The 22,846-nt window shown below is 58.6% G+C and carries 21 protein-coding genes; 5 read left to right on the top strand and 16 right to left on the bottom strand.

The window, feature by feature from the left end:
• Positions 1-94: 94 nt before the first annotated feature.
• The 7 genes from mglC to D7S44_RS06590 form a co-directional block, all read right to left on the bottom strand.
• The gene (mglC, locus tag D7S44_RS06625) at positions 95-1,105 is read right to left on the bottom strand and encodes a galactose/methyl galactoside ABC transporter permease MglC (protein ID WP_120453200.1); all 1,011 of its coding nucleotides are present in this window, start codon (positions 1,103-1,105) and stop codon (positions 95-97) included.
• 19 nt (positions 1,106-1,124) lie between these two features.
• Positions 1,125-2,645 carry a galactose/methyl galactoside ABC transporter ATP-binding protein MglA gene (gene mglA / locus D7S44_RS06620; protein WP_120453198.1) on the bottom strand — a complete coding sequence of 507 codons (1,521 nt, stop codon included), beginning with the start codon at positions 2,643-2,645 and terminating at the stop codon, positions 1,125-1,127.
• 69 nt (positions 2,646-2,714) lie between these two features.
• A complete protein-coding gene (mglB, locus tag D7S44_RS06615; protein WP_120453196.1) occupies positions 2,715-3,710 on the bottom strand; it encodes a galactose/glucose ABC transporter substrate-binding protein MglB in 996 nt (331 codons plus the stop codon).
• 314 nt (positions 3,711-4,024) lie between these two features.
• On the bottom strand, positions 4,025-5,065 hold the full coding sequence (gene galS, locus D7S44_RS06610; protein WP_120453194.1) for an HTH-type transcriptional regulator GalS: 1,041 nt from the start codon (positions 5,063-5,065) through the stop codon (positions 4,025-4,027).
• A 147-nt stretch (positions 5,066-5,212) separates the two neighbouring features.
• A complete protein-coding gene (gene yeiB / locus D7S44_RS06600; RefSeq protein ID WP_120453191.1) occupies positions 5,213-6,373 on the bottom strand; it encodes a DUF418 domain-containing protein YeiB in 1,161 nt (386 codons plus the stop codon).
• Between the two features lie 254 nt (positions 6,374-6,627).
• Positions 6,628-7,293, bottom strand: a complete 666-nt coding sequence (gene folE, locus D7S44_RS06595) for a GTP cyclohydrolase I FolE (RefSeq protein WP_120453189.1) — start codon at positions 7,291-7,293, stop codon at positions 6,628-6,630.
• 125 nt (positions 7,294-7,418) lie between these two features.
• Complete coding sequence (locus tag D7S44_RS06590) at positions 7,419-8,546, bottom strand: YbfB/YjiJ family MFS transporter (RefSeq protein WP_120453187.1); 1,128 nt, start codon at positions 8,544-8,546, stop codon at positions 7,419-7,421.
• Between the two features lie 104 nt (positions 8,547-8,650).
• On the opposite strand from D7S44_RS06590, the gene ptrR reads away from it, so the two are divergent.
• The 3 genes from ptrR to fghA all read left to right on the top strand — a co-directional run bounded on the left by ptrR (position 8,651) and on the right by fghA (position 11,630).
• Positions 8,651-9,562: a putrescine utilization regulator PtrR gene (gene ptrR / locus D7S44_RS06585; RefSeq protein ID WP_120453185.1), complete on the top strand. Its 912-nt coding sequence runs from the start codon at positions 8,651-8,653 to the stop codon at positions 9,560-9,562.
• A gap of 88 nt (positions 9,563-9,650) precedes the next feature.
• Entirely contained in the window at positions 9,651-10,775 is a 1,125-nt protein-coding gene (locus D7S44_RS06580; protein ID WP_120453184.1) for an S-(hydroxymethyl)glutathione dehydrogenase/class III alcohol dehydrogenase, read from the top strand.
• 12 nt (positions 10,776-10,787) lie between these two features.
• Positions 10,788-11,630, top strand: coding sequence for an S-formylglutathione hydrolase (gene fghA, locus D7S44_RS06575; protein ID WP_120453182.1), 843 nt, complete (start codon positions 10,788-10,790; stop codon positions 11,628-11,630).
• A gap of 51 nt (positions 11,631-11,681) precedes the next feature.
• On the opposite strand, the gene D7S44_RS06570 is transcribed toward fghA, so the two are convergent.
• From D7S44_RS06570 to D7S44_RS06550, 5 genes are all read right to left on the bottom strand, one after another.
• Positions 11,682-12,470, bottom strand: a complete 789-nt coding sequence (locus D7S44_RS06570; RefSeq protein ID WP_120453180.1) for an ABC transporter ATP-binding protein — start codon at positions 12,468-12,470, stop codon at positions 11,682-11,684.
• A complete protein-coding gene (locus tag D7S44_RS06565) occupies positions 12,467-13,525 on the bottom strand; it encodes a FecCD family ABC transporter permease (protein WP_120453178.1) in 1,059 nt (352 codons plus the stop codon). Before D7S44_RS06565 ends, D7S44_RS06570 begins: the two co-directional genes overlap by 4 nt.
• A 224-nt stretch (positions 13,526-13,749) precedes the next feature.
• A complete protein-coding gene (locus tag D7S44_RS06560; protein ID WP_120453176.1) occupies positions 13,750-15,216 on the bottom strand; it encodes an amino acid permease in 1,467 nt (488 codons plus the stop codon).
• A gap of 129 nt (positions 15,217-15,345) precedes the next feature.
• Positions 15,346-16,212 carry a DNA-binding transcriptional regulator YeiE gene (gene yieE, locus D7S44_RS06555; RefSeq protein WP_120453175.1) on the bottom strand — a complete coding sequence of 289 codons (867 nt, stop codon included), beginning with the start codon at positions 16,210-16,212 and terminating at the stop codon, positions 15,346-15,348.
• A 9-nt stretch (positions 16,213-16,221) separates the two neighbouring features.
• Positions 16,222-16,602, bottom strand: a complete 381-nt coding sequence (locus D7S44_RS06550; protein WP_120453173.1) for a YkvA family protein — start codon at positions 16,600-16,602, stop codon at positions 16,222-16,224.
• Between the two features lie 222 nt (positions 16,603-16,824).
• Here D7S44_RS06550 and nfo point away from each other — a divergent pair, with 222 nt between their 5' ends.
• Entirely contained in the window at positions 16,825-17,670 is an 846-nt protein-coding gene (gene nfo / locus D7S44_RS06545; protein ID WP_120453172.1) for a deoxyribonuclease IV, read from the top strand.
• Positions 17,671-17,764: 94 nt separating this feature from the next.
• On the opposite strand, the gene fruA is transcribed toward nfo, so the two are convergent.
• From fruA to D7S44_RS06525, 4 genes are all read right to left on the bottom strand, one after another.
• Complete coding sequence (gene fruA / locus D7S44_RS06540) at positions 17,765-19,456, bottom strand: PTS fructose transporter subunit IIBC (RefSeq protein WP_120453170.1); 1,692 nt, start codon at positions 19,454-19,456, stop codon at positions 17,765-17,767.
• A gap of 16 nt (positions 19,457-19,472) precedes the next feature.
• A complete protein-coding gene (gene fruK, locus D7S44_RS06535) occupies positions 19,473-20,411 on the bottom strand; it encodes a 1-phosphofructokinase (protein WP_120453168.1) in 939 nt (312 codons plus the stop codon).
• Complete coding sequence (gene fruB, locus D7S44_RS06530; protein WP_120453167.1) at positions 20,408-21,538, bottom strand: fused PTS fructose transporter subunit IIA/HPr protein; 1,131 nt, start codon at positions 21,536-21,538, stop codon at positions 20,408-20,410. The genes fruK and fruB overlap by 4 nt, the downstream gene beginning before the upstream one ends.
• A 274-nt stretch (positions 21,539-21,812) precedes the next feature.
• A complete protein-coding gene (locus D7S44_RS06525) occupies positions 21,813-22,067 on the bottom strand; it encodes a YkgJ family cysteine cluster protein (protein WP_120454174.1) in 255 nt (84 codons plus the stop codon).
• A 160-nt stretch (positions 22,068-22,227) separates the two neighbouring features.
• Here D7S44_RS06525 and yeiP point away from each other — a divergent pair, with 160 nt between their 5' ends.
• Positions 22,228-22,800, top strand: coding sequence for an elongation factor P-like protein YeiP (gene yeiP / locus D7S44_RS06520; RefSeq protein WP_103794119.1), 573 nt, complete (start codon positions 22,228-22,230; stop codon positions 22,798-22,800).
• The last annotated feature ends 46 nt before the right edge of the window (positions 22,801-22,846 follow it).

Genomic DNA, 22,846 nt, shown 5'->3' with positions numbered 1-22,846 from the left:
CCTCTGTCGCCCGCGCAGCCTCTGACAACCAACCGGTACCGGCCAAATAAAAAGAGCGACCCGCAGGTCGCTCTTTTTCAATATTCCTTCAGTATTACTTCTTCCGCGAGTACTTCAGCGAGTCCAGCGCCACGGCGAAGATAATGATGCCGCCCTTGATAATGTACTGCCAGTAAGGGTTCACGCCGATATAGGTCAGACCGTAGTTGATCACGGTAAAGATGATCACGCCGGTCACCACGCCCGCTACCGTACCCACGCCGCCCGCAAAGGAGACGCCGCCCACCACGCACGCCGCGATAGCGTCCAGCTCATACATAAAGCCGAGGTTGTTGGTGGCACTGCCGATACGGCCCGCTTCCAGCATCCCGCCGAAGGCGTAAAACACGCCGGAAAGGGCATAGATAAGGATCAGGTTAAAGTTCACGTTAACGCCAGAAACCTTCGCCGCTTCCGGGTTGCCGCCGATAGCAAAAATGTTTTTGCCGAAGCGGGTTTTGTTCCACAGGATCCAGACGAAAACGATAGCGATAATGGCGTAGAAGGTAATATAGGAGAGCTTAAAGTCGCCAAAGCGGAAGAAGCCCTGCGTGAACTTTGAGAAGCCCGTATCAAACCCGGCAATCGGCGACGCGCCGACAAAATCGTAATAGAGCGAGTTGATGCCGTACACGATAATCATGGTGCCGAGCGTGGTAATAAACGGCGTTACCTTGAGATAGGCGATAATGACGCCGTTCAGCAGACCGATCAGGCCGCCAATAACGCACACCACCAGAATAACCAGCGGAATCGGTACGGTTTCCAGCGTCGGGAAGACCTTGTTGGCGTTTTCCATCGACTGCAGCAGCGTTGCCGCCACTACCGCCGCCAGCCCCACCTGACGCCCGGCCGAGAGGTCGGTACCCTGGGTAACGATCAGCCCCGCCACGCCCAGCGCGATAATAATACGCACCGAAGACTGGGTGAGGATATTACTCAGGTTCATCAGGCTTAAAAATGTCGGATCCTGGAAAATAATAATAGCCAGTAAAACCAGCAGAACGACATAAATGCCGCCCTCTTTCAGCCAGGTTAGCGCATTCTTTTTAGTAGTCGCTTTCATGTTAACAGCCCTTGCTTCATTAAAGGTGTAATGACGCTAAACGCAATATTTCGTTCTGCGTGGTTGTCTTGGTATCTACAATGCCTGCTACCTGACCGTTGCTCATCACCAGAATACGATCGGTAATGCCCAACAGCTCCGGCATTTCGGAAGAGATAATAATGATGCCTTTCTCTTTCTTCGCCAGCTCAGCAATCAGCTGGTAGATTTCGAATTTCGCGCCGACGTCAATACCGCGCGTCGGTTCGTCAAGCATCAGTATTTCAGGCTGGGTCAGCAGCCAACGGCCGATAATAACCTTTTGCTGGTTGCCGCCCGAAAGCGATCCAATTTGCGTATGGTGCCCCGGCGTTTTTACGCGCATGGCGTCGATAACCCACTGGGTATCGCTCTTCATGCGCTTATTGTCCAGCAGCCCGATATTGTTTTTATACTTCTTAATATTCGAGATTAACGAGTTAAACCCGATATCCAGAAAGGCATAAATACCGGTAGAGCGACGCTCCTCCGTCACCAGCGCAAACCCGTGATTAATGGCTTCGTTGGCGCTGTGGTTATTAATCGCTTTGCCGTGCAGCTTAATAGTGCCGCTGACTTTCTCGCGAATACCAAACAGAGTTTCGACGATATCGGTACGCTTGGCGCCTACCAGCCCGGCAATGCCCAGAATCTCCCCTTTACGCAGATCGAACGAAACGTCGCGAATCGACGGCTGACGCAGCGACGTTAAATTACGCACCTCAAGAATGGTTTCGCCCGGCACGTTAGTTTTGCTGGGAAAGCGCTGGTTAAGGGAGCGGCCGACCATCATGGCGATGATCTTATCCATATCCAGCCCTTCCAGCGGCTGGGTGGCGATCCACTGCCCGTCACGCAGAATAGTAATTTCGTCGCACAGCTGGAAAATTTCTTCCATCTTGTGCGAGATATAAACAATGCCGCAGCCGCGATCTTTCAGCTTGCGGATAATGGTGAACAGGTGGTTCACCTCTTTTTCCGTCAGCGAAGAGGTCGGCTCGTCCATAATGACGATTTTGGCGTCATAGGAGAACGCTTTGGCGATTTCAATCATCTGCATCTGCGAGACAGAGAGCGTCGCCACTTTGTCACGCGGATCGATATCAATATCCAGCTCGTCGAAAATCGCTTTGGTATCGCGATACATTTTATCCTGATCGACGAAAGGGCCTTTTTGCGGATAGCGACCCAGCCACATATTGTCCATAACGGTGCGCTGTAAAACCAGGTTCAGCTCCTGATGCACCATCGAAACGCCGTTTTCCAGCGCCTCTTTTGAACTTTTAAAATCTATTTCCTCACCCTGAAACAGGATGCTCCCCGTATCTTTTTTATAAATACCAAACAGGCATTTCAATAATGTCGATTTACCGGCGCCGTTTTCACCCATCAATGCATGAACGGAGTGAGGCCGCACTTTTAAATTCACATTATCTAAGGCTTTAACCCCTGGAAATGATTTTGACACATTCGTCATTTCCAGCAGATATTCACGCTGCGCGGTCGGATTATCACTGGCCATAATTTACCTGGCTAAAAAAAGCGTTGGTCAAGTGAAAACAGGGCGCGGCTCAGCCGCGCCCGGACAGGATTACTTCTGGAACTGAGACAGATTCTCTTTATCGACCGGAACGTAAGGTACGCGGACGATTTTGTCGGTAATTTTATAGCTGGTACCTTCGGTCGCCGCTTTGCCGTCCGCCAGGTTTTTCGCCATATCCAGCGTCGCTTTCGCCTGGTTTTCAGCATCGTTCAGCACGGTGCCCGCCAGCGCGCCCGATTTCACCAGCGCCAGCGCTTCCGGCAGCGCATCGACGCCGAACACAGGAATCGAGGTCTTGTTATGCGCCTTCAGCGCTTCAACCGCGCCCATCGCCATGGCGTCGTTGTTAGCGATCACCACTTCGATTTTGTTAGCGTTCGGGCCAGAGAGCCACGCGTCCATCTTGTCTTTAGCCTGCGCGGTGTCCCACATTGCGGTATCCATCGCCAGCTGCTGAGTTTTGATGCCGTCTTTGTTCAGGGTATCGATGACATATTTAGTGCGCGCTTCGGCATCCGGATGGCCCGGTTCGCCTTTCAGCAGCACGAACTGAATCTGACCATCTTTGTTCAGGTCCCAGTTCGGCGAGGCTTTCCAGTGTTTCTCAATCAGCTGGCCCTGAATAATGCCGGACTCTTTAGAGTCGGTGCCGACATAGTAAGCTTTGTCGTAGCTGGCCAGCACTTTTGCGTTCGGCTCTTTGTTGAAGAACACTACCGGCACGTCATTGCTGCGTGCTTTATCGATCACCACGGCCGCCGCAGCCGGATCCACCAGGTTAATCGCCAGCGCCTTCACGCCTTTCGCCATCAGCACGTCAATCTGGTCATTCTGCTTGGACTGGTCGTTCTGCGAGTCATTCATCAGCAGCTGCACGCCGCCGAGGTTTTTGGCTTCTTTCTCGATGTCCTTGCGTACCATCGACATAAAGTTGTCGTCATATTTATAGATGGTCACGCCGATACGCGTGTCCGCTGCGTGTGCCGTTGCGCCGAACATCATGCTGGCAACCAAAGCTGTAAGCGTGAAAACCTTCTTATTCATGGTATCTCCGGTTTTTTGCAGGGTAGTACTGGCTCAGACGCGTCGGACGCGTAAGAGCTTTCGGTAAAATAAGATTCGGCGAGTCAAAAAGAGGCGAGTGGTATTCCGCTACCCCGCTGAATCGCCGTCCAGAAACCTGACTTCCTTGTGCGACAACGCATCCTGAAGATGTGATGAACCTTTTCAACGGGTTGCTGAAACCACGCCTGCTGCGGTTATGGCGGCGTTACATAATGTTTCAGTCCGGTAAGACGCAGCCATCATAGTGAGCGGCATGTTAATTAACTGTGAATACAATCACAGATTGAAAACGGTTACATCAGGCTATCGCCTGAATTAGTGACCGACTCCACATTTTGTCGCTGAGCCACTGAATGACGACGCACCAGCGTTGGCATAAAGACGTGCTGCGCGCTGGCGTCCAGCTGGCCCGCCGCGCCGCTCAGCGCCAGCTCTGTCGCCAGTTTTGCCATAGAAACAATGGGATAGCGCACCGTAGTCAGTTGAGGATCGGTGTAACGTGACATGGGAATATCATCGAAACCGATAATGGAGAAGTGCTGCGGCACCTGAATGCCGTTATCTTTCAGCGCGGTAAGCGCACCGGCCGCCATGCCGTCGTTGTAGGCGAAAATCGCGCTGAGATGCACGTTGCGCCCCAGCAGTTCCACCATGGCCGCTTCGCCGCCCTGCATATCGGGTTCGGCGCTGGCGATCCAGCTCTCCTGCGGACGAATGCCCTGCTCCACCAGCGCCTGCTCCCAGCCGTCGCGGCGCTGCTGCACATCCTCGATCGGATGGCTGGAGCAGAGATAGCCAACGCGGCTATGTCCTTGCTGCAGCAGCATTCTGGTCGCCATCAGCGCGCCAGCCACGTTATCCAGGCTGACGCAGCGATGGGCGAAGCCCGGCACGATGCGGTTTACCATCACCATGCCCGGCACCTGCTGCATAAAAGAGGCCAGCTCTTCGTCTGAAAGCGTTTTCGCGTGCACCACCAGCGCATTGCAGCGCTGACGGATCAGCACCTCAATCGCATGGCGCTCTTTATCTTCCTGATGCCAGGAGTTGCTGATCAATACATGTTTATGCAGGCGCTGTGCCACGGTATCCACCGCTTTTACCAGCGCGCCGAAGAAGGGATCGGAAACGTCCATTACCACCACGCCGATGGTATCGCTGACCTGCGTCGCCAGCGCCTGCGCGTTGGCATTAGGGCGATAGCCCAGCGACTCCACGGCCTGCAGCACCGCATCGCGCGTGTCGGCGGTGACAGCGCTACTGTTATTCAGCACGCGTGAGACGGTCGCCACCGACACGCCAGCCAGACGGGCAACATCACGAATCGTTATCATGCAGCTGTTCCACAGAGGAAAAAAAGGCATCACGCCAGGAAGTAAACCCGGCGCTATTCTGTCAGGCGCAGCTAACCAGCAGCGTGAATCACGTCACACTGATGAAAACGGTTACATACAATTATGTAACCTTTGTGATGAACATCATTATCTGAATGAGGGACGATGCGGCGTTTTGCCTGCCGCCAGACGCGTCAGCCGACGCCAGAGCCACTCAAGCGGCCCCTGCGGGAAAAAGCGCAGCCAGATTACCGAGAAGAGGATATTGACGAGCCAGACAGCAGGGACAAACGCCAGCAGCTGCAGGCGGTCGAAGCGCATAAAGAGGTCAAAGCGATAAAACAGCGTGGTGCAGATCAGCGTCTGCAGCAGGTAGTTGCTCAGCGCCATACGGCCGACACACTGGATCGCCGCGCTGAAGCGCCAGCGAACCAGCCGCGGCCAGTAGGCCAGGATAAGCGCAGCATAGCCGAGGCTGATAAAGGGGCTGGCGAGATCGCGCGGCACCTGCAGATAGAAGGCGCTCCAGCGAAACGACCAGTGCAGCATCCACTGCGACACCACGCCGGACAGCGCGATGGCATAGCCTGTTATCAGCAAGAACGCGGCACAGCGGCGATAGTGTCGCACGCTAAATCCGCCGGTCAGCCAGCCGCAACGCAGCAGCGCGGCGCCCATCATCATCAGTCCGGCCAGCTGCCAGCCATACTGCGCCGCCAGCGCCATCAGGCTGGAAGAGAGATGATCGAGACGGTTATGCACCGCTTCCCATCCGCCGGTCAGCTTCCAGAAGCGTTCATACTCCAGCTCGGCCGCGCCTGGCAGCCATGAACTGCTCGGTTCAGGATCGGAGATGGAACCGAAAATAAGCAGCACGCCGCAGCCCACCAGATAAAGCAGCGCGCCGGTATGAAACAGGCTGCGCGTTGAGGGCACGTCGCGCAGCATACGCCAGACGATCAGCCCGATAATGGCATAATCAAGCAGGATATCCCCTTCCCACATCGCAATGGCGTGGAACAGACCGATAATCGCCAGCAGGGTCAGGCGCGCCGACAGCCAGCGGCCGCCGCGCGGCAGCTGGAGCTGCAGACCCGCGCCGAACAACAGCGCGAACAGGGTAAGGAATTTCAGCTGCGCCAGGGTATCAAGCACCGCCCAGGTCCAGACCTCGTCGGTAGCGGGTTCGCCATGCCAGGCAGGATTCAGATAAGCGGCGGAAGGTAAAGCGAAGCCGACGATATTAAGCAACAAAATGCCGAGGATGGCGCAGCCGCGAATAAAATCCAGCGCATGATAACGTTGCATATCGGTCCCTGTTGACGTGAGAAACAGAGGCGGCTTACAAAGCCTGCAGGCGGATGGCACAGACCGAAGAGCAAACGTCCCGCATCAGGAAAAAAACGCCGGGAGCGTTTTTGCACAACGCAGAGCCCTGGCCCGCTAACCAAAGCACCTCAAATAAGGTGCCTGTCTGCACGGGCCGCGATCTCCTGTTTGCGTCTTTACGATCGGGCGCTCTCACCCGCGCAGGCGCATAGCCAACAGCCTCGCCCTGAGATTTAAATATGGCGTACCGCGCGCAGGAATTCCTGGCGGGTATTCTGGCTCGACTTAAACAGACCGCCCAGCGAAGTGGTGGTGGTTGCGCTGGTGGCATCCTTCACCCCGCGCGCTTTCACGCAGTAATGCACCGCATCGATAGAAACCGCGACGTTGTTGGTACCAAGGAGCGTCTGCAACGCCACCAGCACCTGCTGCGTCAGACGCTCCTGCACCTGCGGACGCTGGGCGAAGAACTGGACGATACGGTTGATCTTCGACAGGCCGATCACCTTATCTTTTGGAATATAGGCCACGGTGGCTTTGCCGTCGATGATCACAAAGTGATGTTCGCAGGTGCTGGTCAGCGTGATATCGCGCACCGTCACCATCTCATCCACTTTCATTTTGTTTTCAATGACGGTGATTTTGGGGAAGTTAGCGTAATCCAGGCCGGAGAACACCTCATCCACATACATTTTGGCGATGCGATGCGGCGTCTCCATCAGGCTGTCATCCTCAAGATCCAGATTCAGCAGCTGCATGACTTCAGTCATGTGGCCAGCGATCAGGCGCTTACGGGTTTCATCATCCATTTCACGCGTTGGCGCGCGTAACGGCGTTTCCAGGCCTCGCGCCAGCAGCGCTTCGTGAACCAGGATAGCTTCCTGACTAAGGGTGCTCATCGTACTCATCTCCGCAGGTGTAACGCCCGTCGGAGAGACCGACGGGTTCAATTCTGAGCGCGTATTGTGAAGCTTTCCGTTTGGGTAATCCAGTAATCAATCCAATCGGCGATGAAAGCTTTTCATTATGATCGCCGCCAGACCAGAAGACCGCCCGCGGCCAGCCCCAGACCGGCGATCCACAGCGCCGGCTCCAGCCGATGCAGCAGCGCGGTAGAGAGCGACGACAGCACCGGCCCCACCAGCTGCCCGATGGCGTAGCCGGTAGTCAGCAGTCCCGCCATATAGCGCGTATGCTGCGGCGCCAGCTCGCGCGCGCAGGCCAGCGCAAGCTGCACCACGCAGAGAAAGCCGCCGCCCACCAGCAGCGCGCCGATCAGCAGGCCGCTAAAGCCCGGCAGCCACGCCGCCGCCACGACGCCCAGCGCCTGCGCCCAGAGCACCAGCGCCAGCCGCCGGTGCGTGCTGGCGAGGCCGCGCGTCAGGATCCCCAGCGCGATGCCGACTATCGCCGCGCCGCCAAAAATCGGCCAGACGAACTGGGCGAATGCGCCATCGGGAAAGCGCGCCGCCGCCATCTGCGACAGAAAAGTCGCGGGCAGAATATAGCCGAAGCCCGCCAGGCTGTAGCTCAGCACCAGCCGTCGCAGATCCCTGGTCAGCACCAGCGGCTGCGGCGCCTGATCGGGTCGATGCAGATCGCCGACGCGGCGCGGCAAATTGCGCGCGACAGCGGCGATAAAGAGCAGCGCCAGCAGGCCATAAGCCGCCCAGGCCAGCGAGGCGGAAACCTGAAACGCATGCAGCTGCACCGCCAGCAGGCCGCTGATGAAAATCCCCGCGCCGGGTCCGGCGAATACCGCCGCTGACAGGCTGGGGCGGCCGTAATGATGCAGCTGTTCGCTGCTCCAGGCGGCGACCAGCACCAGCGCCATGCCGCTCGCCCAGCCGATAAGAAAGCGCACCGCCCCGTGCAGCCAGGGGCCGCTGACGCAGGCGGAGAGCAGCGTCAGGATCACCGCGCCCCAGACGCCCAGCTGCAGGCGCAGTTCGACATGACGCCTGGCGCGCATCGCGTCAAAGGAGCCGCACAGGTAGCCGAGATAGTTAAGCGCCGCGACCAGGCTGGCGCTGGTCAGCGTCAGCTGGCCGTCGTGTATCATCAGCGGCACCTGCGGCGTAAAAGCGAAACGTCCAATCCCCATCACCACTACCAGCGCCAGAAAGGCGCTGAGCGCCACGCGAAAAGCCATTCCCCTACTCCTGCGTTTTATTATCACTTGCTTATAACATGCCAGCTTATTAAACTCACGAAAACTGAATAATTCGCATTAAGTTGTTTACGGGAAGAGAATACATGGATCTTGTCCAGCTACGTATGTTCTGTTCTGTGGCCGAAACCGGTTCGCTGGCGCGCGCCGCGGAACAACTCCATCGCGTCCCCTCTAATCTCACCACGCGGCTGCGCCAGCTGGAAGAGGAGATTGGCGTCGATCTGTTTATCCGTGAGAAACAGCGCATTCGCCTGTCGCCGATGGGCCACAACTTTCTTAACTATGCGCAGCGTATCCTGACGCTGAGCGACGAGGCGCTGAGCATGGCGCGCGCCGGCGAACCGGCGGGTAACTTCGCGCTCGGCTCAATGGAGAGCACCGCCGCGACGCGCCTGCCGGGCCTGCTGGCGGCCTACCATCAGCGCTTCCCGAAGGTCGCGCTGTCGCTGATCACCAGCACTTCCGGCGAGATTATCGACAAAGTGCGCGAAGGCACGCTGGCCGCCGCGCTGGTTGACGGTCCGGCGCCTTATGACGATCTCAACGGCTGTATCGCCTTCCGGGAAACCCTGACGCTGATCACCAGCCTCGATCATGCGCCGGTGGAGAGCGCGCGCGACGCGCAAAACGATACGCTGTTCGCTTTTCGCAACAGCTGCTCCTATCGCGTGAAGCTGGAAGCCTGGTATCGCGATAGCGGTGTCGCGCCCGGCAGCGTCATGGAGATCCAGTCCTACCACGCGATGATGGCCTGCGTGGCGGGCGGCGCGGGCGTGGCGATGATCCCGGAGTCGGTATTAGCGCAGATGCCTGAGCGCGCCCGCGTGCAGGCGCATGAGCTGCCGCCGGCGTACCGCGACACCGCCACCTGGCTGATGTGGCGACGCGACGCTTTTACGCCCAACGTCGAAGCCCTGAAATATTTGATTATTGATATGTTTGACGACCGGCCGCAGGACGATCGGCTGCTGCATCCGCTGCAGGTCGCAGACTAATTACTCAGTTACGCGCTATTTTTATTGATATCACGACTACGGGCGCGACCGCTTCGGCGCGTCCCCATCTGACCGCAAGAGGGAATGCATGAACATGATTAAAACCCGTGCCGCCGTTGCCTGGGCCGCTGGCGAACCGCTGAAAATCGAAGAAGTGGATTTGATGCCGCCGCAAAAAGGCGAAGTGCTGGTGCGCATCGTTGCCACCGGCGTTTGCCATACCGATGCCTATACCCTGTCGGGCAAAGATCCGGAAGGCGTGTTCCCGGCGATTCTCGGCCATGAAGGCGGCGGCATTGTGGAAGCGGTCGGCGAAGGCGTGACCAGCGTCGAGGTAGGCGATCATGTGATCCCGCTTTACACGCCGGAGTGCGGCAAGTGCAAATTCTGTCTGTCGGGCAAAACCAATCTCTGCCAGGCGATCCGCTCAACGCAGGGCAAAGGCCTGATGCCGGACGGCACGACGCGCTTCTTTAAAGACGGCAAGCCGATTTTCCACTATATGGGCACCTCGACGTTCTCCGAGTACACCGTCGTGCCGGAAATTTCGCTGGCGAAAATCAGCAAAGAAGCGCCGCTGGAGGAAGTCTGCCTGCTGGGCTGCGGTGTCACTACCGGTATGGGCGCGGTGATGAATACCGCCAAAGTTAAAGAAGGCGATACCGTGGCGATTTTCGGCCTTGGCGGCATTGGTCTGTCGGCGATTATCGGCGCAAAAATGGCGAAAGCCGGACGCATCATCGGTATCGACATCAATACCAGCAAGTTCGACCTGGCACGCAAGCTGGGCGCGACCGATCTGGTGAATCCGAAAGATTATGAGAAGCCGATCCAGGACGTTATCGTTGAGATGACCGACGGCGGCGTAGATTTCTCCTTTGAGTGCATCGGCAACGTCAACGTCATGCGTTCCGCGCTGGAGTGCTGCCATAAGGGCTGGGGCGAATCGGTAATTATCGGCGTGGCCGGCGCGGGCGAAGAGATCTCTACCCGTCCGTTCCAGCTGGTCACCGGTCGCGTCTGGCGCGGTTCTGCCTTCGGCGGCGTGAAGGGTCGCTCGCAGCTGCCGGGCATCGTGCAGGACTATCTGGACGGTAAATTCGCCCTGAACGACTTTATTACCCACACCATGCCGCTGGAAGAGATTAATGAGGCCTTCGATCTGATGCACGAAGGAAAATCTATTCGTTCGGTGGTGCACTTTAACAAGTAATCGGGAGGCGATATGGCAACCACGCTGGAACTGCTGGAAGAACACCGGATGTTCGGCGGCTGGCAACAACGCTGGCGACATCAGTCAGACGTGCTGAACTGCCCGATGACCTTCAGCATTTTTTTGCCCAGTCCGAAAGACGACACGCCGCCGCCCGCGTTGTGGTTTCTGGCAGGGCTGACCTGCACGGATGAAAACTTCAGCACCAAATCCGGCGCGCAGCGCGTCGCCTCGGAGCTGGGACTGGTGTTAATTATGCCGGACACCAGCCCGCGCGGTGATGCGGTCGCCAACGACGCCGCTTACGATCTCGGTCAGGGCGCGGGGTTCTATCTCAACGCCACCCAGGCGCCCTGGTCAGCGCACTACCGCATGTTCGACTACCTGAGCCAGGAGCTGCCGACGCTGATCGCTGGCAACTTCAGTATCAGCGAGCGGCAGTCGATTATGGGGCATTCGATGGGCGGCCACGGCGCGCTGATGCTGGCGCTGCGCCTCGGCAACCGCTTCGCGTCGGCGTCGGCTTTTGCGCCTATCGTCAATCCCAGCGACGTGCCCTGGGGTCAGAAAGCGTTTAGCGCCTACCTGGGCGAGGACCGCGCGGCCTGGCGCGACTATGACAGTTGCGCGCTAATGCGCGAGGTGCAGGCGCGTCTGCCGATCCTGATCGATCAGGGGGACAGCGATCAGTTCCTGGCGGATCAGCTGCAGCCGGAGCGGCTGGATGTGGTGGCAAGAGAGGTGGGATTCCCGCTGACGCTGCGCGTGCAGCCCGGCTATGACCACAGCTACTACTTCATCGCGACCTTCGTCGAGGATCATCTGCGCTTCCATGCGCAGCATCTGCTGGTGTAGTGCATTCAGGGCCGCAATGCGGCCCTGAATATCAGAGGTGCGGCACGCTATTTAAACCAGCGCTGAATCCGCCAGCCCGTCGATCATTACCTGCGGCATCCCCTGCGAGCAGCGCTCAATACGTCCTTTCACGCCATAGACCTGCGCCAGCGTTTCCGGCGTAATCACCCGATCCGGCGCGCCGTCCGCTATCAACGCGCCCTCTTTCAGCATCAGCGCATGGTGCGCATGGCGTAAGGCGATATTAATGTCATGCACCACCACAACGGTGACGATATTGCGCTGGGCGGTTTCGCGCCGTACCAGATCCATCACATGGAACTGATAGTTAAGATCCAGCGCGCTCAGCGGCTCATCCAGCAGCAGCAGTTCCGGGCGACGGATCAGCGACTGCGCCAGGCCCACCAGCTGTTTCTGGCCGCCCGAAAGCTGATCGAGATAGCGCATCGCCAGGTGTGAAATGCCAAGCTGTTCCAGCAGATACATCACTTCCGCCTCGCTGGCGGCGTTGTGCAGCCCGCCAGACGCGCGCTGCGCCACAATGATCGACTCCAGCACATGCAGATGCACGCCCGCAGGCAGCGACTGCGGCAGATAGACCACGCGCCGGGCGCGGCGGGCAAAAGGTTGCTGCATCAGCTCCTCGCCGTTCAGCCAGAGTTCGCCCTGCCCTTTGTTCAGCCCGGCCAGCGCGCGCAGCAGCGTCGATTTACCGCAGCCGTTCGGCCCCAGCAGCACGGTGATTTTGCCGCGCGGCAGCAGCGGCACGCTGAGATCCTCAATGACTTTGCGTTTCGGGTAGCCCGTCGTGAAGTGTTTTAACGTCAGTCCCTGGCTCATACATTCCCCCGGTGGCGCAGAATAATGCTCAGGAAGAAGGGTACGCCAACCAGCGAGGTGACGATGCCGACGGGAATAATCACGCCAGGAATCAGGTTTTTCGACGCCACCGACGCCATCGAAAGCACCAGCGCGCCGGTCAGGGCGCTGGCGGGCAGATAGTAGCGATGATCTTCGCCGAAAATCATGCGGGCGATATGCGGCGCCACCAGCCCGATAAAGCCGATCGGCCCGACAAAGGCGACCGCCAGCGCGGAAAGAATACTGATGCGCAGCAGCGTCGCGAGGCGCAGACGGCGGACGTCGATGCCGAAACTGACCGCACGGTCTTCGCCGAGGCGCAGCGCGGTCAGTTTCCAGCTGCTGAGCAGCGAGAACGGCAGCAGCAGCGCAAAAGCGGCACTCAGCACGCCCAGCTTCTCCCAGGAGGCGCGCGCGAGGCTCCCCATGGTCCAGAACACCAGGCCCTGCAGGGTATCTTCGCTGGCGATAAACTGCATCATCGACACCAGCGCGTTAAAGGTAAACACCAGCGCAATGCCGAACAGCACCACGCCTGAGGTAGAGACCCGCGTCCAGCGCGTCACACCGTCGAGCATCAGCGCGGCGAACAGAGCAAAAACAAAGGCGTTGGCGGAAATCAGCCACTGATCCGGCACGCCAGGAATGCCGATACCGAGAATAATCGCCAGCGCTGCGCCAAAAGCCGCCGCCGAGGAGACGCCAAGGGTAAAGGGGCTGGCCAGCGGGTTATTAAGGATGGTCTGCATCTCGGCGCCCGCCAGCCCAAGACAAAATCCCACCACCACCGCCATCAGCGCATAGGGCAAGCGGATATCCCAGACGATCACGCGCGTACCGGCATCGACGGTTGTGGGGTGAAGCAGAGATTGCCACAGCGTCGGCAGCGAGAGTCCAGCCGGGCCAAGCGTAAAATCCAGCACCAGCGAGGCAATAATGGCCAGCACCAGTACGGCGATCATCAGCATGCGGCGGCGCAATACCTGATGATAGCGGCCCATAGCGCCCTGCGCGGGCAGAGTTGAGTCCGTCATAAAAAGCCTGTTCTAAAGGTTCGGTCGAAAACGCTGCCACAATAGAGCAGATGATAATAATTATCAATTCTTCAACCTAAACAAAAGGGCACCTTAACGCAAAAAGCGCGGACCCGCCGCGCTTCCTGTGCTTACGCCAATGACAAGGCCCGAGCGCAAAGGCGACCCACTTTTCTGTGGTCGGACGCTTTGCTCTTCGGGCCTCGTCACCTGTGCAGTGAGCTTTACTCTTTGTGGATCGGGAATTCCATGTCGCTGTACTTCACGAAACGGGTGCCTCGCGTCAGCCTGTAGCCGAACCAGATAATCAAAAACAGCGGCAGTCCGATATAGGTGGCGGCGACGCCGTACCAGTCGATTTTGTCGTTAAGGAAAGCCTGATAGTTCTGGCCCAGCGTGATGATCAGACAGAGCACGAAGGCAAAAATCGGACCGACCGGGAAAAAGCCTGAACGGTACGGCAAATCGTCAAGGCTGTGGCCCTGCGCGATATAGCCGCGACGGAAGCGATAGTGGCTGATGGCAATGCCCAGCCAGGCGATAAAGCCGGTCATACCGGAGGTATTCAGCAGCCACAGATAGACTTCCTGGTTGCCGAACTTCGAGGTCAGGAAGCAGAGACCCGCCACGACGGTGGTCGCCAGCAGCGCGTTGCGCGGCACGCCGCCTTTCGACAGCTGCGCGAAAATGCGCGGTGCTTTGCCTTCGCTCGCCAGGTTATAGAGCATGCGCGTTGAGGCGTACATGCCGGAGTTGCCCGCTGACAGCACCGACGTCAGGATTACCGCGTTCATCACCGCCGCCGCCGACAGCAGGCCCGCATTCTGGAACACCAGGGTAAAAGGACTGACGCTGATATCGGTTACATCGTTATGCAGCAGCTGCGGATCGGTATAAGGCAGGATCAGGCTGATAATCAGGATAGCGAAGATATAGAACAGCAGAATACGCCAGAAAACCTGACGCACCGCGCGCGGAATGTTTTTCGCCGGATCTTCCGACTCGCCCGCCGCGATGCCGATAAGCTCAGTGCCCTGGAAAGAGAAGCCGACAATCATCGCCACGCCGATCATCGCGGCGAACCCGCCCGCGAACGGCGCGTCGCCGACCTGCCAGTTATGCCAGCCGGCATGTTCGCCGCCGCGCAGAATGCCAAGGATCATCAGTACGCCGACGACGATAAAGATAATGACGGTGACGACCTTAATCAGTGAGAACCAGTATTCCGCTTCGCCGAAGCCTTTCACGGAGATGAAGTTAAGCAGGAACATCAGGCAGAGGAACATCGCGCTCCAGATCCAGCCCGGCGTATCAGGGAACCAGTAGTTCATTACCAGCTGCGAGGCGACGAGATCCACGGCGATGGTGACCGCCCAGTTGTACCAGTAGTTCCAGCCCAGGGCGAAACCGAAGCCTTCTTCAACATATTTTGAACCGTAGGTGGCGAAAGAGCCGGAAACCGGCATAAAAGCCGCCAGCTCGCCGAGGCTGGTCATCAGGAAGTAGACCATCAGGCCAATCAGCGCGTAGGAAAGCAGCGCGCCGCCGGGGCCCGCCTGAGAGATCGTGGCGCCGGAGGCCACAAAAAGGCCGGTGCCGATCGAACCGCCGATGGCGATCATCGTCAGGTGACGCGCCTTTAACTCGCGTCGTAACGCAGGTTGTTGTGTTGTATTTGTGTCGTTATGCATGTGTAAACACTAGGCTCGCTAAAAATGAGGCGCGATTGTAGCAATTCACCCTGCCCTGTATAGCATTGAGGCCGTGTTATTAGTTACCTTCATGATCGCCGCTGAATTATAAGCAAAAACCTCTTGCGGCTATTCGCGGCAGTAAGAGAGAAAGCGGTTAAGCGCCCTGGAAAGATGCTTCTGACGATGGTGAATACGGTACAGCGTGCGCGTCAGCCGCGGCAGCGGAAGCGACAGCTCCACTAACGTTCCCGCCTCCAGCAGATCGGCGATAACGCGACGCGACAGACAGCTGATGCCCATATTGTGCCGCACCGCATGCTTGATCGCCTCTGAGTTGCCCAGCTCCATGCCCAGCTGAAAGGCAGGCAGATGCGAGAGCAGCAGATAGTCGACGATTTCGCGCGTGCCGGACCCGCGTTCGCGCAGGATCCAGGGCGCGTTGCCGAGGCTCTCCAGCGTGACCGGCTGGCGCAGAATCTCCGCATCGGGCGCGGCGAACACCACCAGCTCATCCTCCAGCCAGGGATCGCTCACCAGTTCGGTCATATGACACGGCCCTTCAATCAGGCCGACATCGACGCGGAAATCGGCCACCGCGTTAATGACGTCCTGGCTGTTGCCGACGCTCAGCTCCAGCGGCAGGCCGGGAAAGTCGCGACGAAAAGCGGCTATCATGCCCGGCAGCAGGTAATTGCCGATGGTGCTGCTGGCGTAAATACGGATTGCGCCATTGTCCTCTTTAAACAGCTGTTCGATTTCACTCGCCTGCTCCAGCAGGCCAATGGCGCGCGGATAGAGCAGACGACCGTGTTCGTTCAGCACCAGCCGCTTGCCGACGCGATCGAACAGCTGAACGCCAAGCTGGCCCTCCAGGTCCGCCAGCGCCGCGCTCACCGCAGACTGCGAGAGCGCCAGCACCTGCGAGGCCTGGGTCGTCGAGCCGCTTTTCAGCACCTCGGTAAACACTTCTATCTGACGCAGCGTGATATGCATGGTTTCTCCTCACATGGCGTAGCGATGCACCAGGTAAAACAGCACCGCCAGCCAGATCAGCGCCATTAAAAACAGGCCAAAGCCGCTGACGACCTTTTTGCCGCGCGCGCGCTGCACTTCGGCACGCTCCGCGCTGCTGATGCGCACGTCGCGCGGCAGCAGGCGCAGCAGGATCAGCACGCCCAGCGGAATAATAATCGCATCGTCCAGCAGACCGACGATCGGGATAAAGTCGGGAATAAGATCGATGGGGCTGAGCGCATAGGCCACCAGCCCAAACGCCAGCAGCTTAAACCACCACGGCGTACGCGGATCGCGGCAGGCGAACCACAGCGTCAGCACATCTTTTTTGATCAGGGCGGCCCAGCGGCGCAAACGGGCAAATAACATCTTTCGGCCTTATCGGTTTATCTGGTTGATTGCAAATATATTATCAATTTCACCTTTAAGCCAGCGCGGCGCAGGGTTCATATGACATATACAGATCAGTCGATGTTCTGAACGCCGCGATTGCGGCCAGCGACGTTCAATCTGCTGGCGCAGCATTTCTTGCATCAGGCGCATCGGGTATGATGCGGGCTTCTTTTAGTCAGCCTTTTCAGGAGAAGCGGCATGAAATATATCGGCGCACACGTCAGCGCTGCTGGCGGCGTAGATCAGGCAGTGATTCGTGCCCATGAACTGGAAGCCACCGCGTTTGCTCTGTTTACCAAGAATCAGCGACAGTGGAAGGCGGCCCCGCTCTCTGCCGCCACTATCGACGCGTTTAAAGCCGCGTGCGAAAAATATAATTTTGGCCCGCAGCAGATCCTGCCGCACGACAGTTTTCTGATTAACCTCGGCCATCCGGTTATGGACGCGCTGGAAAAATCGCGGGCAGCCTTTATTGATGAGATGCAGCGCGCTGAGCAGCTGGGCCTGACCCTGCTTAACTTCCATCCCGGCAGCCATCTGAATCAGATCGAGGAAGAAGCCTGCCTGAAGCGCATCGCCGAGTCGGTCAATATTGCGCTGGATAAGACGTCGCAGGTTGTGGCGGTAATTGAAAACACAGCCGGTCAGGGCAGCAATCTCGGCTTCCGCTTCGAACATCTGGCGACGATTATCGAGCACGTCGAGGATAAATCCCGCGTCGGCGTCTGTATCGATACCTGCCACGCCTTTGCTGGCGGCTACGATCTGCGTACCGAAGCGGCGTGCGAAGAGACCTTCGCCGCCTTTGAGCGCATCGTCGGCCTGCAGTATCTGCGCGGCATGCACCTTAACGACGCCAAAAGCGCCTTTGGCAGCCGCGTCGATCGTCATCACAGCCTGGGCGAAGGCAATATCGGCAAAACGGTCTTTAGCTGGCTGATGAAGGATGCGCGCTTCGACGGCATCCCGCTGATTCTGGAAACCATTAATCCGGATATCTGGAAGGATGAGATCGCCTGGCTGAAGTCAGAGCAGAAAAGTTAAAGACGCGCTGCTGCTTCAAAGCAGCGGGTATGTTGAGGCGATAAAAAAGAAGGGAGCCAGATGGCTCCCTTCTCCTTTTCTGTTACGCCGGGGTTCAGGCTTTCGCCAGCTCCTCTTCCGGACGTTTCAGAATGGCGTAACCCAGTCCCGCCACCGCGGTGCCGACGATAATCGATACCAGGTAGCCCAGCACCGGCGTAATCGCGCCAGGAATAAGCAGCACGAACAACCCGCCGTGCGGCGCCATCAGCTTCGCGCCGATATACATAGAGATCGCGCCGGTAATCGCGCCGCCGACAATACAGCACGGCAGTACGCGCATCGGGTCACGCGCCGCGAAGGGGATCGCGCCCTCGGAGATAAAGCAGAGACCCAACACCAGCGCCGCTTTCCCCCCCTCCTGCTGACCTTTATTAAATTTACGACGCGCAACCAGCGTCGCTACGCCCATCGCCAGCGGCGGCACCATACCCGCAGCCATAATCGCCGCCATCGGCGCGTAGGTTTGCGAACTGAGCAGCCCGACGCCGAAGGCGTACGCCACTTTGTTCACCGGACCGCCCATATCGGTACACATCATGCCGCCCAGAATCGCGCCCAGCAGTACCGCATTCGCCGTGCCCATATTCGCCAGCCATGCGGTCAGGCCGCTCATGATCGCCGCGACCGGTTTACCTACTACGTAGATCATCAGCAGGCCGGTGATCAGGCTGGCAAACAGCGGAATAATCAGGATTGGCTTCAGCGCTTCCATACTCTGCGGCAGTTTGACCTTGCCGCTGATCAGCTTCGCTGCGTAACCGGCGATGAAACCGGCGATAATGCCGCCGAGGAAGCCGGCGTTAATGCTGGTGGCGATCATGCCGCCAATCAGGCCTGGCGTCAGGCCGGGACGATCCGCGATGGAGAAAGCGATATAGCCCGCCAGCACCGGCACCATCAGCGCGAAGGCGCTACCGCCACCGATCTGCATCAGCGCCGCTGCCAGCGTGCCCGGCTCTTTAAAGGCGGTAATCCCGAAGGCGAAGGAGAGCGCAATGCTCAGACCACCCGCCACCACCATCGGCAGCATATAAGAGACGCCGGTCAACAGGTGACGGTAAGCGCCTGCTTTCTCTTTTTTCTCGTTCTGCGGCTCGCCGCTCTGCGCGCCAGCGGCTTTATAAGGTCTGGCTTCGACAACGGCTTTATCCAGCTCCTGCGCGGTTTTCTTCAGCGCCAGCCCGGTTGAGGTGCGGTACATCGGCTTACCGGCGAATTTCGCCAGGTCGACCTCGATATCCGCCGCGACGATCACCAGATCGGCCGCCGCGACTTCTTCGGGCGTAATCGCATTGCCTGCACCAACGGAGCCGCGGGTTTCCACTTTCACCCACCAGCCGCGTTTGGTCGCTTCAGCCTGAATAGCCTCGGCGGCCATAAAGGTGTGCGCCACGCCGGTCGGACAGGCGGTGACCGCAACGATACGTTTCTGGCCGCCTGCCGTCGCTGCGGCTGGTGCCGCAGCGACGGCGGTCGGCTGCCAGGATTTCGCTTCCGCTTTCGCCTGAGCAAGGAACTGCTCCGGCGCGCGTACGGCCTGCTGCACATCGCCCAGCCAGACCGATTTACCGTTCAGCGCGGCGTCGTTCGGCAACTCGCGGCCGGCAACGATCACCAGCTCCGCTTCCGCCGGGTTTTCCGTCAGGGTTAAGCCAGCCTGCGCGGCGGCTGCCGCCAGACGCTGTTGTGCCATATAGGCAGAGGCCAGCCCAATAGAAGGATCTTTTATCAGCAGCGTTTTCATTATCGCTCTCCTGCTGTCAGTTAACGGGTTGTAAGTCGACGCGCGCCATCATTGCGGCCAACTGGGTACGATCGGTCACGCCGACGTTGCTCTGGCTGACGGCCATCGCCGCCACTGCCGTCGCGAGACGCAGTGTATGCTCGCTGGATTCACGCATCAGCAGGCCGTAGATCAGCCCGCCGACCATTGAATCGCCTGCGCCCACGGTGCTGACTACTTCACACACCGGCGGTTTGGCGATCCATTCGCCTGAGGCGTTCACCCAGAGCGCGCCCTCGGCGCCCAGAGAAATCACCACATGGGCGATGCCCTGCTCGCGCAGTTCATGCGCCGCACCAATCACATCCTGCAGCGTCGGCAGTTTGCGACCGGCCCAGATTTCCAGCTCGCGGCGGTTTGGCTTCACCAGCCAGGGGGCGGCTTTCAGACCCGCCACCAGCGCTTCACGGCTGCTGTCGAAAATAATGCAGGGGCAATGGGTGCGCAGCTCGCTCATCCAGCGGGTAAAGGCTTCCGGCTGTACGCCCGACGGCAGGCTGCCGCTGACGCACACCATGTCGAACTGGCCCAGCCAGGTGAGCGAGTCGCTGGTAAAGCGATCCCAGTCCTGCTGGCTTACTTCAAAACCAGAGAAGTTAAGATCGGTGACGTCGTTGTTCTGCTCGGTGAGCTTGACGTTGATGCGGGTGCGGCCCGGCACGACCTGAAAACGGTTAGCGATCCCTAGCTCGCTGAACAGCTGCTGAAAGCCGTCCTGATTCTCTTTGCCAAGGAAGCCGCCAACCGTAACGTCGATGCCGAGATCCTTCAGCACTTTCGCCACGTTAATGCCTTTGCCTGCCGCATGCAGCCCGGTGGTTTTCACCAGGTTGACTTCGCCGCGCTCGATCTCCGGGGTAAAACCCACCAGATCGTAGGCGGGATTCAGGGTAATAGTTGCGACGCGTCTGCTCATGCTACCCCCTCGCCCAGGCCGGAATTAATCGCCTCTTCAATGGCGTTGAGCGCCTGCTGCGCATCGTCGCCGCTGGCGGTAAAACGCAGACGGTGACCTTTCTTCACGCCCAGTGCGACCACTTTCATCAGGCTACGTCCGTTGGCGGGTTTGCCGCTGCCGTCGAGGTTAGTGACGGTAATATCGCTGTTGAACTGTTTGATGACGGTTACCAGCGCCGTGCCGGGACGCGCATGCAGCCCGTGCTCGTTACGAATGGTGAACTCCGCGCTCAGCACGTCGGCCTGCTCGTCCACTTCGCTGGTCAGCAGCGCATAGAGGCCCGCTGCGTCCGCTTTCAGCAGGCGATCCGCCTTGCCGTTGAGCAGCAGCGTGCTGAGATAGCTCAGCACTTCCAGCGGGCGATCGTCGACGGCGGAAACCGTCACCAGCAGCGCCACTTTTTCGCCTTCGTGCTCACCAGGCGTGGCGGCGCGGCTGACCGCAACCGCGCTGCGCAGATTGCCGCGGCGGCTGTCGCTCAGCCAGATGCCCTGCCCCAGGCTCAGCGGCGTCGCGGCGACGACGTCGGCAACAAAGCTGGCGTCTACCGCGCCAGCCGCCTGCAGGCGACCGGCATTCAGCGCCTGTAGCGTAATCAGATCGTTTGCGGCCACGTCTAAGGTAATCAGCGAGGTGTCGAAGCTGAATTCAGCTGGCTGTTTTTCACCCATCAGCAGCGCACGCAGATCTTCCGCCGAGGCGGTTTTCAGCTGTTCGGCGATGCTGTCGTCGCTCAGCACATGCGTCAGCTGGCGTAGCAACGCCAGATGCTCGTCAGATTTCGCGGCGATACCGATCGCCACATACGCGATCTGATCTTCGCCCCAGGCGATGCCCTGCGGAAACTGAAACACCTGTACGCCGGTTTTCTGCACCAGGTCGCGCGTATCGGTGGTGCCGTGCGGAATGGCGATGCCGTTGCCCAGGAAAGTTGAGGTCTGCTGCTCGCGCGCCAGCATGCCGTTGACATAGCCCTCCGCCACGTTGCCCGCCGCGGTCAGCGCCGCGGCGACCTGGCGGATAGCCTCTTCTTTATTTTGTGCACTGGCTCCGGTGTGGATGGCCTGCAATTCGAGCTGGAACATATTTCTCCTCGCTTACTGAAATTGAATCGTTTCAGCCTGATGGCCGTTTAAAGCGTGGCGAGGTTGCGCAAAGCGCGTATCTGCTACGCTGAAACGTTTCAAGGAGTCTGGTACAGCGCACAAGGCCATGCAAGAAAATGCGTAAAATGCGTAGCAGATTTTTGACGTTACGCACAATTCACAAGGACCGGACGAAATTAAGGCGGCGTAAGCTGAAAGGGATGCTGTAACGACGTCACCACGCGGCGCGAAACCGTCAGCACCGTCAGCAGACTCAGGGCGCGGTATCCGCTTCCAGCTGCAGCAGGTAGACCATGGCATCGTGGCGAGTCGCGCCGCACATATCGCGCGACGGCTGCAAGCCGGCGCAGACGGCGGGCCGCAGCGGAGAGCCGAACAGTTTGCAACGCAGATCGGCATCAAGCTGGATGCAGGGCGTGTTCGCCGGCTTGCCATGCGGCATACCGGGGATCGGCGAAGAGATAGAAGGCGCGGTACAGCAGGCGCCGCACTGACTACGGCATTGCATGATGCGCTCCAGCGGGTATGAAGCCGCGACAATAACAGCCCGCGTGCGCGAAAGCCATGACTGCGTCATTGCGCGCATTTTTTCCGGCGCCATATTGCCTGTTTAACCCGGCGCGAGTAACGTGGCGCGCATCGGAATCCTCCTTTAAGCGAGAGTTGCAATGCCAAGAGCGAATGAGATCAAAAAAGGGATGGCGGTAAGCTGGAACGGCAAACTGCTGCTGGTCAAAGATATCGATATTCAGAGCCCAAGCGCGCGCGGCGCCGTCACGCTGTATAAAATGCGCTTCACTGATATTCGTACCGGCCTGAAGGTAGAAGAGCGTTTTAAAGGCGACGATATTCTGGACGTCATCCAGCTCAGCCGCCGCAGCGTCACCTTCTCTTATATTGACGGCGACGAATACGTTTTTATGGATGACGAGGACTATACGCCTTATTCATTCAAGAAAGATCAGATCGAAGAAGAGCTGCTGTTTATTCCTGAAGGCGGCATTCCGGGCATTCAGGTGCTGACGATGGACGGTCAGGTGCTGGCGCTCGAACTGCCGCAGACCGTGGATATGGAAATTGTCGATACCGCGCCGGGCATCAAAGGTGCCTCTGCCAGCGCGCGCACCAAACCGGCCGGCATGAGTACCGGACTGAGCATTCAGGTGCCGGAATACCTGAGTAACGGCGACCGCATCCGCATTCATATCGCTGAACGCCGTTATATGAGTCGCGCCGACTAACCGCCGCGATTTATGTTATAAAATAACATTATGGCCGCCTTCGCGG

Source organism: Pantoea piersonii (genome assembly GCF_003612015.1).
Classification (GTDB): domain Bacteria; phylum Pseudomonadota; class Gammaproteobacteria; order Enterobacterales; family Enterobacteriaceae; genus Pantoea; species Pantoea piersonii.
The sequence above is the reverse complement of the archived record's forward strand: the minus strand, read 5'-3'. Positions and strand labels throughout refer to the sequence as shown.

What these genes read in the sequence shown, in the direction of transcription:
- mglC (WP_120453200.1), bottom strand. Translation starts at nt 1,105, where the DNA reads ATGAAAGCGACTACTAAAAAGAATGCGCTAACCTGGCTGAAAGAGGGC.
- mglA (WP_120453198.1), bottom strand. Translation starts at nt 2,645, where the DNA reads ATGGCCAGTGATAATCCGACCGCGCAGCGTGAATATCTGCTGGAAATG.
- mglB (WP_120453196.1), bottom strand. Translation starts at nt 3,710, where the DNA reads ATGAATAAGAAGGTTTTCACGCTTACAGCTTTGGTTGCCAGCATGATG.
- galS (WP_120453194.1), bottom strand. Translation starts at nt 5,065, where the DNA reads ATGATAACGATTCGTGATGTTGCCCGTCTGGCTGGCGTGTCGGTGGCG.
- yeiB (WP_120453191.1), bottom strand. Translation starts at nt 6,373, where the DNA reads ATGCAACGTTATCATGCGCTGGATTTTATTCGCGGCTGCGCCATCCTC.
- folE (WP_120453189.1), bottom strand. Translation starts at nt 7,293, where the DNA reads ATGAGCACCCTTAGTCAGGAAGCTATCCTGGTTCACGAAGCGCTGCTG.
- D7S44_RS06590 (WP_120453187.1), bottom strand. Translation starts at nt 8,546, where the DNA reads ATGGCTTTTCGCGTGGCGCTCAGCGCCTTTCTGGCGCTGGTAGTGGTG.
- ptrR (WP_120453185.1), top strand. Translation starts at nt 8,651, where the DNA reads ATGGATCTTGTCCAGCTACGTATGTTCTGTTCTGTGGCCGAAACCGGT.
- D7S44_RS06580 (WP_120453184.1), top strand. Translation starts at nt 9,651, where the DNA reads ATGAACATGATTAAAACCCGTGCCGCCGTTGCCTGGGCCGCTGGCGAA.
- fghA (WP_120453182.1), top strand. Translation starts at nt 10,788, where the DNA reads ATGGCAACCACGCTGGAACTGCTGGAAGAACACCGGATGTTCGGCGGC.
- D7S44_RS06570 (WP_120453180.1), bottom strand. Translation starts at nt 12,470, where the DNA reads ATGAGCCAGGGACTGACGTTAAAACACTTCACGACGGGCTACCCGAAA.
- D7S44_RS06565 (WP_120453178.1), bottom strand. Translation starts at nt 13,525, where the DNA reads ATGACGGACTCAACTCTGCCCGCGCAGGGCGCTATGGGCCGCTATCAT.
- D7S44_RS06560 (WP_120453176.1), bottom strand. Translation starts at nt 15,216, where the DNA reads ATGCATAACGACACAAATACAACACAACAACCTGCGTTACGACGCGAG.
- yieE (WP_120453175.1), bottom strand. Translation starts at nt 16,212, where the DNA reads ATGCATATCACGCTGCGTCAGATAGAAGTGTTTACCGAGGTGCTGAAA.
- D7S44_RS06550 (WP_120453173.1), bottom strand. Translation starts at nt 16,602, where the DNA reads ATGTTATTTGCCCGTTTGCGCCGCTGGGCCGCCCTGATCAAAAAAGAT.
- nfo (WP_120453172.1), top strand. Translation starts at nt 16,825, where the DNA reads ATGAAATATATCGGCGCACACGTCAGCGCTGCTGGCGGCGTAGATCAG.
- fruA (WP_120453170.1), bottom strand. Translation starts at nt 19,456, where the DNA reads ATGAAAACGCTGCTGATAAAAGATCCTTCTATTGGGCTGGCCTCTGCC.
- fruK (WP_120453168.1), bottom strand. Translation starts at nt 20,411, where the DNA reads ATGAGCAGACGCGTCGCAACTATTACCCTGAATCCCGCCTACGATCTG.
- fruB (WP_120453167.1), bottom strand. Translation starts at nt 21,538, where the DNA reads ATGTTCCAGCTCGAATTGCAGGCCATCCACACCGGAGCCAGTGCACAA.
- D7S44_RS06525 (WP_120454174.1), bottom strand. Translation starts at nt 22,067, where the DNA reads ATGCAATGCCGTAGTCAGTGCGGCGCCTGCTGTACCGCGCCTTCTATC.
- yeiP (WP_103794119.1), top strand. Translation starts at nt 22,228, where the DNA reads ATGCCAAGAGCGAATGAGATCAAAAAAGGGATGGCGGTAAGCTGGAAC.